Raw genomic sequence first — 13475 nt, forward strand, 5'->3', positions numbered from 1 at the left:
TCAGCCGCTACCGCCCGGTGGTGATCCGGGCGGGCGGCCCTGCTAGTCGTCGCCGCTGAAGATGGCGACCAGGCGCAGCATCTCGATGTAGATCCACACGAGGGTCATGGTCAGGCCGAAGGCGGCCAGCCAGGACTCCTGGCGCGGAGCGCCGTAGGCGACGCCGTCCTCGATCTGCTTGAAGTCGAGCGTCAGGAAGAACGCGCCCAGGACGAGCGCGAGGATGCCGACGATCGCGCCGAGCGCACCCATGTCCCGCAGTCCGCCGTTCGGAGCGATGCCGAAGACGACCAGCAGCAGGTTGACCGCCATGACGAGCACGAAGCCGATGGCGATCGTCATGCCGATACGCGCGTACCTGGCGGTGACCCGGATCCAGCCCGCTCGGTAGACGAGAAGGGTGGCACCGGTGATCGCCATGGTGCCGAGCACCGCCTGGAAGGGCGCACCCGACCAGCGGCTGTTGAACATCTCGCTGATCACTCCGAGGAAGACGCCCTCGAAGGCGGCGTACGACAGGATCAGCGCGGGCGAGGCCTTGCGCTTGAACGTCTGGACCAGGGCCAGGACCATCGCGATGAGCGCCGAGCCGATGGCCAGACCCCAGCTGCTCGGCGAGACCGGCAGCAGGGCCCAGGCGAGCACCGCGCCGACGACGACCGTGCCGAGCGTCATGGCCGAGCGGGCGACGACGTCGTCCATCGTCATGCGGTCGGCGGCGGGCGGGGCCTGCGGCGGGGCGCCGTGCTGGCCGTCCTGCGGGGCGTACGGGGTCTGTGCGTAAGGATTCTGCGCGTACGGGTTGCCGCCCTGCGGGGCGTACGGGGAGCCCTGTGCGTACGGGTTCCCCTGCGTGCCGACAGCGGGGCCCCCGGCCTGCGGCTGGGCGTTGAAGCCCGCGTAGCCGTTGTCGCGGCTGAACCCCCGTCGCGAGAAGACCGGGTTGCTGCTCCTCATTTCACTCCTCCATGGCCACCCTGCGTGGCTCTGGCTTCAAGAGTAATGGGTAGGCAAAGGGATGCCTCTAGTGCTTGGGGAGGATCTTTCCTCTGTTGTGACCGGGAACGCCAGTGTTCAATCCAGCATTCCCGGCACCGTTACAACGCCGCCACGGGCCACTCCGGTTCCCCCGATCGTGGTGCTCCCCGCGATCACTCCAGCGGGAAGCCCGTGTAGCACTCGGCGAGGTCCTGTTCGGCCGAGCGGGCGGCGGTGATCCGGTCGAGGCGGGCGAGCTGGATCCGGTCCTCGAAGGGCGTCGCGCCGGGCGTGCGGTGCAGCAGGGTCGTCATCGCGTACGAGAAACGCTCGGCCTGCCATACGCGGCGCAGACAGGTCTCGGAGTAGGCGTCCAGGCGCTCGGCCGAACCGGTCTCCTTGAGGTGGACGAGCGCCCGCGCGAAGGTGACGACGTCGCCGACGGCGAGGTTCAGGCCCTTCGCTCCGGTGGGCGGCACGATATGGGCGGCGTCCCCGGCGAGGAAGAGCCGTCCGTGGCGCATCGGCTCGTGGACGTAACTGCGCATCGGCGTCACGGACTTCTGCGTGATCGGGCCCCTCTCGAGCCTCCAGTCGTCGGCCGTCTCGAAGCGGCGCTCCAGCTCGTCCCAGATCGCCTCGTCGGTCCATTCCTCGGCGTCCGTGCCCTCGGGCACCTGGAGGTAGAGGCGGGAGACCTGCGGGGAGCGCATGCTCAGCAGGGCGAAGCCGCGGTCGTGGTGGGCGTAGACGAGTTCGTCGTGCGAGGGCGGTACGTCGGCGAGGATGCCGAGCCAGCCGAAGGGGTACGTCCGCTCGAAGACCTGCGTGAGCTCCTCGGGGATCGCCTTGCGCGCTACACCCCAGGAGCCGTCGCAGCCGACGACGTAGTCGCACTCCAGGACGTCCTCGCGCCCCTCGTGCCTGAAGCGCACGAGCGGGCTTTCGCTGTCCGCCCCCTCCACGGCCAGTGCCTCCGCCTCGAAGAGCAGCGGTCCGCCCTCCTTGAGCTGGAGCGCGATGAGGTCCTTGCAGACCTCCGTCTGCGCGTACACCATCACCGACCGGCCACCCGTGAGTCCGGGGAAGTCGACACGGTGGCGGCGCTTCGCGAAGCGCAGCTCGATCCCGTCGTGCCGCAGCCCCTCGCGGTCCATCCGCTCGCCGGCGCCGGCCGCGCGCAGCACGTCGACCGTGCCCTGCTCCAGGATTCCGGCCCGCTGCCGATGCTCCACGTACGCGCGGTCGCGGCTCTCCAGGACGACCGAGTCGATCCCCGCGTTGTGCAGCAGCCGCGCCAGCAGCAGCCCGGCCGGTCCGGCCCCGATGATCCCGACGGTGGTACGCATCGGTACGCCCCTTCGCGCTGTTCGTGCGGTAGTGTTCTTCGCAGCGTTCGTCTGGTGAAATTTATTTCACCAATTTCTCAGCGTGAGTCTCCGACGGCGTACGGCCGCTGTCAACGGTTCTGCCGTGAAGTCTTCAATGAACGATGCAGGGAAACCGCGGGCTCGCGAGAGGGTCGGGTGGTGCCCGGAGCCGGACTTGAACCGGCACGCCCGCGTAGGGGCAGCGAGGTTTAAGCTCGCCGTGTCTGCATTCCACCATCCGGGCAGGCCATGGGCTCCGCATTTTGAGGTTCCGAGCCTAACGGGGCGCATCCCTCGAACAGCGGACGGGCGGCTCGATGTTGTCTTATTTTATTGACGTCTGAGGGTGCATCAGCCCACCGTACGGGCGATCGGCACTTGCCACGAGCCCTTTCACAGAGGCCTCGCGGCACCTGCGGAATGACGTGAATTCACCGCCCGAACGAGCGTCACCCGACGAACCGTCACCGATGACCCTGTCAGGGGTACGTGTCATCCGCAGGTATGACTCAAGCGCGCACGGTCCGACCGCAGTCGCCCATCAGAACCGGAGCAGCGGCTGACTACACGGCGCCGATCGGCCACGACGATGGAAGCCACGTTCGCCACTCGTCGTCGTACCGACAGGAGCACTGACCCGTGACCACCACCACTCCCATCGCCGGACGCGCCACCGCCGTGGCAGCGCGCGCCTCGGATCTGTCGAAGGTCTACGGACAGGGCGAGACCCAGGTGGTCGCCCTGGACCGGGTCTCTGTCGACTTCCGGCAGGCCGAACTCACCGCGATCATGGGTCCTTCCGGGTCCGGCAAGTCCACGCTGATGCACTGTGTGGCGGGCCTGGACTCGTTCTCGTCCGGCTCCGTGCGGATCGGTGACACGGAGCTCGGCTCCCTCAAGGACAAGCAGCTGACGAAGCTTCGGCGGGACAAGATCGGGTTCATCTTCCAGGCGTTCAACCTGCTGCCGACGTTGACGGCGCTGGAGAACATCACCCTTCCGATGGACATCGCGGGCCGCAAGGCCGACAAGGAGTGGCTGAACTCGGTGATCGGGATGGTGGGGCTCGCCGACCGCCTCTCCCACCGGCCCACCCAGCTCTCCGGCGGCCAGCAGCAGCGGGTCGCCGTGGCGCGGGCGCTCGCCTCCAAGCCGGAGATCATCTTCGGCGACGAGCCGACCGGGAACCTTGACTCGCGCTCGGGTGCGGAGGTGCTTGGGTTCCTGCGCAACTCCGTACGGGAGTTGGGGCAGACCGTGGTGATGGTCACCCATGACCCGGTGGCCGCGGCGTATGCCGACCGGGTCGTGTTCCTCGCGGACGGGCGCATCGTCGATGAGGTGTATGGGCCTACGGCGGATTCGGTGCTGGATCGGATGAAGCAGTTCGATGCCAAGGGTCGTACCAGCTGACGCTGGTTGTGCGGTGACTGGGGCTGCGCCCCAAGCCCCCGGGTCGTGTCTCGGGTGCGGCCCGGTGGGGGTTGGTCGCGCCCGCGCGGCGGAGCCGCAAGTTGACACAGCCCCGCGCCCCTAAAGGGGCGCTCCCCGTGGCGCCCGCTCGAAGGGGCACCCCTGTGCCCGCAGTTGGCCACCGGCCTACGCCCCGGACTCGCCCACCAGCCTGTTCTGCCCTCCCACTCCTGGACTGAGAAGACACCATGTTCCGTACTGCCCTGCGCAACGTGCTCGCGCACAAGGCCAGGTTGTTGATGACCGTGCTCGCCGTGATGCTCGGCGTGGCGTTCGTGTCCGGCACCCTGGTCTTCGCCGACACCCTCTCCAACGCCTTCCGCAAGCAGTCGGCGAAGAGCTACGACAACGTCGCGGTCGCCGTCACCTCGTACGCCAACCCGGACGACCCCAAGGAAGAACCCGGCCTCTCCCGGAAAACCCTCGACAAGATCTCCGCCGTGGACGGCGTCGCCGGCGTGGACGGCCGAGTCGAGGGCTTCGCCGGAGTCGCCGACCCCGACGGGAAGCTGATCGGCGTCGGCTGGTCCAACAAGGGCTCCAACTTCGCCCCCGGCAAGGACGGCAAGGACACGGCCTACACGTTCACCGACGGCTCGGGCCCGGTGAAGGACGATCAGATCGCCCTGGACAAGGAATCCGCGACCAAGGGCGAGTACCAGGTCGGCGACCGGGTGCGGGTCGCGACCAACGGACCGGTGAAGGAGTACACCCTCAGCGGTGTGTTCACCACCGAGGACGGCGCCGTGAACGCCGGCGGCAGCCTCGTCCTCTTCGACACCGCGGTCGCCCAGAAGCAGTACCTCAAGCCGGGCTACTTCGAGAACGTCACCGTCACCGCCGCCCCCGGCGCGTCCGACGCAAAGATCCTGGACGCGGTCAAGCGGCTGCTGCCCGACACGGCCGAGGCGCAGACCGGCCAGGCCCTCGCGGACGAGCAGGCGCAGCAGATCGAACAGGGACTGGGCAGCCTCAAGCAGATCCTGCTCGGCTTCGCGGGCATCGCGCTGTTCGTCGGGATCTTCCTGATCTCCAACACCTTCACGATGCTGGTCGCCCAGCGCACGAAGGAGATCGCCCTGATGCGCGCCGTCGGCGCGTCGCGCAAGCAGATCACCCGCTCAGTGCTCGCCGAGGCCGCAGTGGTGGGCCTGGTCGCCTCGGTGATCGGCTTCGTCCTGGGCATCGGTCTTGCGGTCGGTCTGCGGTCCGGAATGGCCGCGTTCGAGATGAAGGTGCCGGACGGCCCGCTGATCCTGTCCGCCACGCCGGTGCTCGCCGCGATCGGCGTCGGTGTGCTGATCACGACGTTCGCCGCCTGGCTGCCCGGCCGTCGGGCCGCGAAGATCCCGCCGGTGGCGGCCATGAGCAGCGTCCACGCGGTGGCGACCACCAAGTCGCTGGTGGTGCGCAACTCCATCGGTACGGCCATCACCGGCCTCGGCGCGGCAGCGATCGTGGCGGGTGCCTCGACCGGCGGCAGCGATGGCCGTATGTACATCGGGGCGGGCGCGTTCTTCGCGCTGATCGGTGTGATCATCCTGATCCCGCTGCTGTCCCGGCCCGTGATCGCGCTCGTCCGTCCGCTGCTGGTCGGCCCCTTCGGGGTGTCCGGCAAGCTGGCCGGCCAGAACGCGGTACGCAATCCGCGCCGCACCGGAGCCACCGCCTCCGCGCTGGCCATCGGACTGACGCTGGTGACCGGCCTGTCGGTGATCGGTATCACGGTCGGCACGGCCATCGACAAGATGACCACGGACAACATCAAAGCCGACTACATGGTCTCGATGGCGAACGGCGGGGACCTCGACCAGTCCGCACTGACGGCGCTGGAGAAGGCGAAGGGCGTCACCGCGGTCTCGCCGCAGCAGGACGTCGGCCTCGAGGTCGGTGCCGATGACTTCGTGTCCGCTTCGGGGGTCACGCCGGGCGCCATCCAGCAGGTCCTGAACCTCGACGTCGTCAGCGGCGACATCGACTCGCTCGCCAAGGGCCAGATCGCGGTCGCCGAAAAGACGGCCAAGAGCAAGGGCTGGAAAACCGGCGACAGCGTCAACGTCACCTTCACCGACGAGGCGAAGGCCACGCTGACAGTCGGCGCCGTCTACAAGGACAGCGAGTTCCTCTCCCCCGTCCTCATCGACACCAAGGTCGTGAACCCGCACGAGGTGAAGCCGTACATCCCGCAGATCTTCGTGAAGGTCGACGGCGGCCAGACCTCGGCGAACGAGAAGGTCCTCATCGACGCGCTGGGCGACAACCCCGCGATGACGGTCATGGACAAGCAGGACATCCGCAACGAGTTCGGCGGCGCCATCAACACGATGCTGAACATCATGTACGGCCTGCTGGCGATGGCCCTGATCATCGCGGTGCTGGGCGTGGTCAACACCCTCGCGATGTCGGTCTTCGAACGGCAGCAGGAGATCGGCATGCTGCGGGCGATCGGTCTCGACCGGCGCCGGGTGAAGCGGATGGTCCGGCTGGAGGCCGTGGTCATCTCGGTGTTCGGCGCGGTCATCGGCATCGGTCTCGGCTCGTTCCTCGGCTGGGCGATCGGCGAGACCATCAAGAGCGCGATCCCGGGCTACGCGCTGGTCCTGCCCTGGGACCGGATCGGGATCTTCCTGGTGCTGGCCGGTCTGGTGGGCGTCCTGGCCGCGCTGTGGCCGGCCCGCAACGCCGCGAGGCTGAACATGCTGAACGCGATCAAGACGGAATAGCCGTACGCGCACGAGGGCCCCGTTCCCGGGAGACCGGGAGGGAACGGGGCCCTCGGCGTTTCAGCCCCAGGTACGCGCGCGCAGCGGCATCCCCGACGCGCCGGACCCGGGGGTCTTCACCGCGAGCACCTGGTTCACGCTGATGCCGTTGTGCTCGAAGGCGAGGGCGGAGGCGGCCATGTAGAGCCGCCAGACGCGAGCCCGGCCGGGGCTGGTGAGGCGGACCGCGAGCGGCCAGCCGGCCTCCAGGTTGGCGACCCAGTGGCGCAGGGTGAGCGCGTAGTGCTCGCGGATCGACTCGACGTCCCGCACCTCGAACCCGGCGCTCTCGAGCTGCGTGACGGTGCTGCCGATGGGCGCGAGTTCGCCGTCCGGGAAGACGTACGCGTCGATGAACTCGTCGACCTCGTACGCCGATTCGTCGCGCCGCGGACGCCGGCCGATCTGGTGGTTCAGCAGCCGCCCGCCCGGCTTCAGCAGGGCGAACAGGGTCCGCGCGTACTCCAGGTACCGTTCGCTGCCGACGTGTTCGGCCATGCCGACGGAGGAGATCGCGTCGTACGGCCCGTCGGCGACGTCACGGTAGTCCTGGACGCGGATCTCGACGCGGTCGGTGAGCCCTTCGTCGGCGACGCGCTTGCGGGCGTACGCGGCCTGCTCGTGCGACAGCGTGACGCCGACGACGCTCACGCCGTGCTCGCGGGCGGCGTGGATGGCCATCGAGCCCCAGCCGCAGCCGACGTCGAGCAGCCGCCCGCCCGGCTTCAAGTCCAGCTTGCGGGCGATGAGTTCGAGCTTGTCGCGCTGGGCGTCCTCGAGGGTGGCGTCCGGGGTGGGCCAGTACGCGCACGAGTAGACCATCGACGGCCCGAGGACGATCTCGTAGAAGTCGTTGCCGACGTCGTAGTGGTGGCTGATGGCGCGTCTGTCGGTGCGCTTGGTGTGCAGATGGGAGCGCCTGCGCACCTCCTCGCGGGGCGGGGCGGGCGGCAGCGGGGGCCACGCCATCCTCACGAGCCCGCGCACGGCGGCCCGTGCCTCCGGATCCCGCAACGTCTCCCCCAGGCCCCGGGCGTCCTCGCCACGCTCCCAGACGAGCCCCGAGATCAGCTCGAGGACGGCGTAGAGGTCACCGTCCACGGTCAGATCACCGGCGACCCAGGCCCGGGCGAGCCCCAACTCCCCCGGCTTCCACAGCAGCCGGCGAAGAGCACGGCGATTACGTACGACGAGGGTCGGGGCACCCGGCGGACCCGCTTCCGAACCGTCCCAGGCGCGCAGACGCACCGGGAGCGGCGCCCCCAGCAGCTGTTCAAGGAGAGTCTCGAGCCGCAGTGCGGCGTCCTGCATGGCGCACACCTCCGTGACGATGGATCCCAGAAGTCCAACACCACGTAAACACCGCGACGGCCAAAGCGCAGTCCCGCAAAAGCGTTACATCCGCGCAAATTACGGCGCGGGCGAGAAAACGCCGAAGGGGCCCCCCGCACCACGGATGGCGGGGAGCCCCTTCGGGTCGATTCGGGTCGATCAGTGACCGAAGGTCAGGAGGCCTTGGCCTTCTCCTCCGACTTGGCGCGGGTCGGCGGGAGCTGGGCCTCGGCGGACTGGGCCACCTTGGGCGCCGGCTTGGCCGCCTCGTAGAACTCCTCGCGCGGCGTCTCGATGGCGCCGAGCGAGACGACCTCGCGCTTGAGGAACACCGCGAGCGTCCAGTCGGCGAAGACCCGGATCTTGCGGTTCCACGTCGGCATCGCAAATCCGTGGTAGCTGCGGTGCATGTACCAGGCGAGCCGGCCCTTGAGCTTGATCTTCATCTTGCCCATGACGATCATCGCGACGCCCTTGTGGAGGCCGAGCCCGGCCACCGCACCCTTGTTGGCGTGCGCGTACTCCTTCTGCGGGAAGCCCCGCATACCGGAGATCACGTTGTCACCGAGGACCCGCGCCTGACGCAGCGCGTGCTGGGCGTTCGGCGGGCACCAGGCGTTCTCGACGCCGGCCTTGCGGGCGGCGACGTCCGGCACCTGGGCGTTGTCGCCGGCGGCCCAGATGTAGTCGGTGCCCTGGACCTGGAGGGTCGCCTGGGTGTCGACGTGACCGCGCGGGCCGAGCGGCAGACCGAAGCGGGACAGGACGGGGTTCGGCTTGACGCCGGCCGTCCAGACGATCGTGCTGGAGTCGACCTCGAGGCCGTTCTTCAGCACGACGTGGCCGTCGACGCAGGAGTCCATGGAGGTCGACAGGTACACCTCGACCCCACGGGACTCCAGGTGCTCCTTGCCGTACGCGCCGAGCTTCGGACCGACCTCGGGAAGGATCTTGTCCGCGGCGTCGACGAGGATGAACCGCATGTCCTCACGGGACACGTTGGTGTAGTACTTGGCCGCGTCGCGGGCCATGTCCTCGACCTCGCCGATGGTCTCCGCACCGGCGAAGCCACCGCCGACGAAGACGAAGGTCAGCGCCTTGCGCCGGACCTCTTCGTCGTTCGTGGAGTCCGCCTTGTCGAGCTGCTCAAGCACGTGGTTGCGCAGGCCGATGGCCTCCTCGATGCCCTTCATGCCGATGCCCTGCTCGGCGAGGCCGGGGATCGGGAAGGTGCGGGAGACCGCGCCCATCGCGATGACGAGGTAGTCGAAAGGCAGCTCGTACGCCTCGCCCACGAGGGGGGCGATCGTGGCGACCTTGCGGTCCTGGTCGATGGTGGTGACCCGGCCGGTCAGAACTTCCGCCTTGGGCAGCACGCGTCGCAGCGGGACGACGACGTGCCGAGGCGAAATGCTGCCGGCGGCGGCTTCGGGGAGGAAGGGCTGGTAGGTCATGTACGACCGGGGGTCGACGACCGTGACGGTCGCCTCGCCGTAGCGCATCTTCTTCAGAATGCGCCGAGCTGCGTACAGGCCTACGTACCCACCGCCTACTACGAGGATCCTGGGACGCTCCGTGGTGCTCATGCCATCGAGTATCCACCCGTTCCAGGGGGGTAGCTCGTGCGCCCCTTCACAAGCTCCATCACACCCTCTGCTACACTGCCCGGCCCGCATTCCCCGCCCCCCGCCTCCGCGGGGGAGCCATGGGGGGCTTTGAGGTGTTGTCAACACCGCGTGAGCTGCTCTTTGGGCCTGTGAGCAAGCTGAACCAGTCGCCCGTTCCCCCGCTTCCCTGCACCCCGTTGACGGCCTCGCGCACGCGCTCCGGAACCCCGCACGACCTCTGGCTTGCCCCAGACGCCAAAAACCTCCCCCAGCAGGGCAGATTTCCTTGTGAAGAACTTCACGAACTTTCTCGGCGGAGCATTTCCGAGAGGGTTTCCGGGGCCCCTCGGACGCGCTCATGCGTTACCGGGACTGCTCAGGAGTGGCCATCCACGGGTGGCTCAGCGGCCTACTGAAGGTCCTCTGCCGCCTTCCAGGCGATCCCGTCCAGGATGTCGTGCTCGCTCACGACGACCTCCTCCGCTCCGATCCGTTCCATGATCGTCAGGAGTACGAGGGCGCCGGCGCCGATGACGTCCACGCGGCCCGGGTGCATCGAGGGGATCGCGGCGCGCTCGGCGTGGGTGGAGGTCAGGAGGGACTCAGTGATCTCGCGGACTCGGGGGTAGGGGACCCGGGAGTGGTGGATGGCGGCCGGGTCGTACGCCGGCAGGTTCTGCGCGATCGCCGACACCGTGGTGACGGAACCCGCGAGGCCGACCAGGGTGCGGGCCTCGCGCAGCGGGACGGTCTGCTCGACCAGGTCGAGAGCCGCCTCGATGTCGGCGCGGATCGCGTCGATCTGAGCCGGCGTCGGCGGATCGGCCACGACACCGTCGTGCATCAGGTGGCGTTCCGTCATGCGTACGCAGCCGATGTCGACCGAGCGTGCGCCGCGTACGTGGTCGTCGCCGACGACGAACTCGGTGGAGCCGCCGCCGATGTCCACGACCAGGTAGGGCTTGGCCAGGTCCGCCCGGCCGGTCAGTTCCTTGGTCGCGCCCGTGAAGGAGAACTCCGCCTCCTCGTCACCGGTGATGACCTCGGGCTCGACGCCCAGGATGTCCAGGACGCCCCGTACGAAGTCGTCGCGGTTCTCGGCGTCCCGGGAGGCGGAGGTCGCCACGAAACGGACGCGCTCCGCTCCGTGCTCCTTGATGATCGCCGCGTACTCCTTGCAGGCGGCGAACGTCCGCTCCAGCGCCTCGGGCGCCAGGCGTCCCGTCCGGTCGACGCCCTGGCCGAGCCGGACGATGGTCATCCGCCGGTCCAGGTCGATGAGTTGGCCGGTCGCAGGGTCCGCGTCGGCGACAAGGAGGCGGATGGAGTTCGTACCGCAGTCGATGGCGGCGACGCGGGTCACTTGGCGTCCTCCTCGGACTTCTCTGACTCCCCGGACTCCCCCGAGTCGACGGGCTTGAACGCGAAGTAGCCGGACTCGCCGCTCGCGTGCACCTCCCAGCCCTCTCCCTCAGGAGGCGTCGAGGGCACCACGCACGGCCCCTTCGCCCACCATTCCGGCAGCATCGCGATCGCCTCGTCGCCCAGCGGGTTCACTCCGGGGCCCGCGGCCAGGGAGTGGCCCACGAGGACGTGCAGGCACTTCACACGGTCCGGCATGCCGCCCGCGCTCGGGAAGCCCTCCAGGACCTCGATCGCGTCGCGGCGGGCGATGTAGTCCTCGTGCGCGGCCCGGTACGCGGCGGCCAGCTCCGGATCCGTCGTCAGGCGTTCTGTCATCTCCTTCATCACGCCGTTCGCCTCCAGCGTGCCGATCGCGGAGGCGGCCCGAGGGCACGTCAGGTAGTACGTCGTCGGGAACGGCGTACCGTCCGGCAGTCGCGGCGCCGTCTCGACCACGTCGGGCTGACCGCACGGGCAACGGTGCGCGATCGCGCGCAGACCGCGCGGCGGGCGGCCCAGCTGCTGCTTGAAGGCCTCGACGTCCGCGTCGGTGGGCTCGGTTCGCGGGGTGGGAGGCGGGGGGGTTTCCATAGCCGTCTTTCTCATCGCATTCAACATTCACTGGTCGGCGCGGTCGGCCTTGTCGACCCCGTCCCAGACATTGGCGTACCAGGGGCGGGCGGCCGCACCCTGCGTCGTACGCGACTTCTTCGCCGCGTTCGGATCGATCACGATGTAGCCGGTCTCGCCCGGCTTCACGTAGTGCAGGCGCTCGCGGATCCGCTGCTCGGCGTACGCGTCGTCCTGCCAGCGTGCCTTGAGGTCGCGCAGCTGCTCGACCCGCTCACGGGCCTGCTCCCGCTCCCGCTCGTGTTCGGCGATCTCGGCACGCTGGGAGACGTACTGCCGGGTCGGATAGGCGAGGGCGACGACGAGGGTGCACAGGACGAGGGCGAGGAGTGCGGCCCGCCCGGTCAGCCGGGAACGGCGGGCCTGGCGCCTGGTCTGGGAGCGGTAGACGCGCGCCGCCGTCTGCTCGCCGAGCACCCGCAGCCTGGTCGCGGTGGAGAACCGGTCCCGGTCCTTCGCGGCCATGTGACGCCTCCCCTTCAGACACGCGTACGTCCCCGCACACGGTACGGGACCGCGTACGGGGACGTGGGCAAGGAGGTGCCTACAGGTGTAGGTCAGCCCTTGAAGCGGGGGAACGCCGAACGGCCCGCGTACACCGCCGCGTCGTCGAGGATCTCCTCGATGCGCAGCAGCTGGTTGTACTTGGCGACGCGGTCCGAGCGGGCCGGGGCGCCGGTCTTGATCTGGCCGCAGTTCACCGCGACGGCGAGGTCGGCGATGGTGACGTCCTCGGTCTCGCCGGAGCGGTGGGACATCATGCACTTGAAGCCGTTGCGCTGGGCCATCTCGACGGCGTCCAGGGTCTCGGTCAGCGAGCCGATCTGGTTGACCTTGACCAGCAGGGCGTTGGCGGAGCCCTCCTCGATACCGCGGGCGAGGCGCTCCGGGTTGGTGACGAAGAGGTCGTCGCCGACGATCTGGACCTTGTCGCCGATCTTGTCGGTGATGACCTTCCAGCCGGCCCAGTCGTCCTCGAACAGCGGGTCCTCGATGGAGACGAGCGGGTACGAGGCGACGAGCTCCTCGTAGTACTCCGTCATCTCGGCGGCCGAGCGCGACTTGCCCTCGAAGAGGTACGCGCCGTCCTTGTAGAACTCGGAGGCGGCGACGTCGAGCGCGAGGGCGACCTGCTCGCCAGGCTGGTAACCGGCCTCCTTGATGGCCTCGATGATGAGGTCGAGGGCGGCGCGGTTGGACTCCAGGTTCGGGGCGAAGCCGCCCTCGTCGCCGAGGCCGGTGGACAGGCCCTTGGTCTTCAGCACCTTCTTGAGGGTGTGGTAGACCTCGGCGCCCCAGCGCAGCGCCTCGGAGAAGGACTCCGCGCCGATGGGGGCGATCATGAACTCCTGGATGTCCACGTTCGAGTCGGCGTGTGAGCCGCCGTTCAGGATGTTCATCATCGGGACCGGCAGCAGGTGCGCGTTCGGCCCGCCCAGGTAGCGGAACAGCGGGAGGTCGCTGGCCTCGGAGGCGGCGTGCGCGACGGCGAGGGAGACGCCGAGGATGGCGTTGGCGCCGAGCGAGCCCTTGTTGTCGGTGGCGTCCAGGTCGATCATGGCCTGGTCGATCAGCCGCTGCTCGGTGGCGTCGTAACCGACGAGCTCCGGGCCGAGCTGCTCGATGACGGCGAGGACGGCCTTCTCGACACCCTTGCCAAGGTAGCGGTTGGCGTCTCCGTCGCGGAGTTCGACAGCCTCGAAGGCGCCCGTGGAGGCGCCGGACGGAACGGCGGCACGACCCGTGCTGCCGTCGTCGAGGCCGACCTCGACCTCGACCGTGGGATTGCCTCGGGAGTCCAGGATTTCCCGGGCTACGACGACGTCGATGGACGGCACGAGCATCTCCTTCTGGGATGTGACGCGGTTACGCGGGCCGCTGGGCCCGCACAGCGCGAAGCCGCGGCGGCTCCGCGATGA

General features: G+C 68.9%; 10 protein-coding genes and 1 tRNA gene. 2 read left to right on the top strand and 9 right to left on the bottom strand.

Annotated features, from left to right (window positions below):
- Nucleotides 1–42 precede the first annotated feature (42 nt).
- The 3 genes from IEZ21_RS15870 to IEZ21_RS15880 all read right to left on the bottom strand — a co-directional run bounded on the left by IEZ21_RS15870 (nt 43) and on the right by IEZ21_RS15880 (nt 2592).
- On the bottom strand, nt 43–957 hold the full coding sequence (locus IEZ21_RS15870) for a Bax inhibitor-1/YccA family protein (RefSeq protein ID WP_189322517.1): 915 nt from the start codon (nt 955–957) through the stop codon (nt 43–45).
- Between the two features lie 194 nt (nt 958–1151).
- Complete coding sequence (locus IEZ21_RS15875) at nt 1152–2327, bottom strand: 4-hydroxybenzoate 3-monooxygenase (RefSeq protein WP_189322518.1); 1176 nt, start codon at nt 2325–2327, stop codon at nt 1152–1154.
- 178 nt (nt 2328–2505) lie between these two features.
- A tRNA-Leu gene (locus tag IEZ21_RS15880) sits at nt 2506–2592 on the bottom strand.
- A 395-nt stretch (nt 2593–2987) separates the two neighbouring features.
- Here IEZ21_RS15880 and IEZ21_RS15885 point away from each other — a divergent pair.
- Together IEZ21_RS15885 and IEZ21_RS15890 are read left to right on the top strand one after the other, a co-directional pair.
- Entirely contained in the window at nt 2988–3761 is a 774-nt protein-coding gene (locus tag IEZ21_RS15885; RefSeq protein WP_189322519.1) for an ABC transporter ATP-binding protein, read from the top strand.
- Nucleotides 3762–4009: 248 nt separating this feature from the next.
- Entirely contained in the window at nt 4010–6544 is a 2535-nt protein-coding gene (locus IEZ21_RS15890; RefSeq protein ID WP_189322520.1) for an ABC transporter permease, read from the top strand.
- Nucleotides 6545–6604: 60 nt separating this feature from the next.
- Here the strand turns inward: IEZ21_RS15890 and IEZ21_RS15895 are convergent, their stop codons facing one another.
- The 6 genes from IEZ21_RS15895 to eno form a co-directional block, all read right to left on the bottom strand.
- Nucleotides 6605–7894, bottom strand: coding sequence for an SAM-dependent methyltransferase (locus IEZ21_RS15895; RefSeq protein ID WP_189322521.1), 1290 nt, complete (start codon nt 7892–7894; stop codon nt 6605–6607).
- 194 nt (nt 7895–8088) lie between these two features.
- A complete protein-coding gene (locus tag IEZ21_RS15900) occupies nt 8089–9501 on the bottom strand; it encodes an NAD(P)/FAD-dependent oxidoreductase (protein ID WP_033323166.1) in 1413 nt (470 codons plus the stop codon).
- Between the two features lie 430 nt (nt 9502–9931).
- Complete coding sequence (locus IEZ21_RS15905) at nt 9932–10885, bottom strand: Ppx/GppA phosphatase family protein (protein ID WP_189322522.1); 954 nt, start codon at nt 10883–10885, stop codon at nt 9932–9934.
- Entirely contained in the window at nt 10882–11517 is a 636-nt protein-coding gene (locus IEZ21_RS15910) for a DUF501 domain-containing protein (RefSeq protein ID WP_189322523.1), read from the bottom strand. The genes IEZ21_RS15905 and IEZ21_RS15910 overlap by 4 nt, the downstream gene beginning before the upstream one ends.
- A 27-nt stretch (nt 11518–11544) precedes the next feature.
- On the bottom strand, nt 11545–12021 hold the full coding sequence (locus tag IEZ21_RS15915) for an FtsB family cell division protein (RefSeq protein ID WP_033323160.1): 477 nt from the start codon (nt 12019–12021) through the stop codon (nt 11545–11547).
- A gap of 92 nt (nt 12022–12113) precedes the next feature.
- Entirely contained in the window at nt 12114–13400 is a 1287-nt protein-coding gene (eno, locus tag IEZ21_RS15920; protein ID WP_033323157.1) for a phosphopyruvate hydratase, read from the bottom strand.
- Nucleotides 13401–13475 lie beyond the last annotated feature (75 nt).

It is taken from the genome of Streptomyces flaveus (assembly GCF_014647675.1).
GTDB lineage: Bacteria > Actinomycetota > Actinomycetes > Streptomycetales > Streptomycetaceae > Streptomyces > Streptomyces flaveus.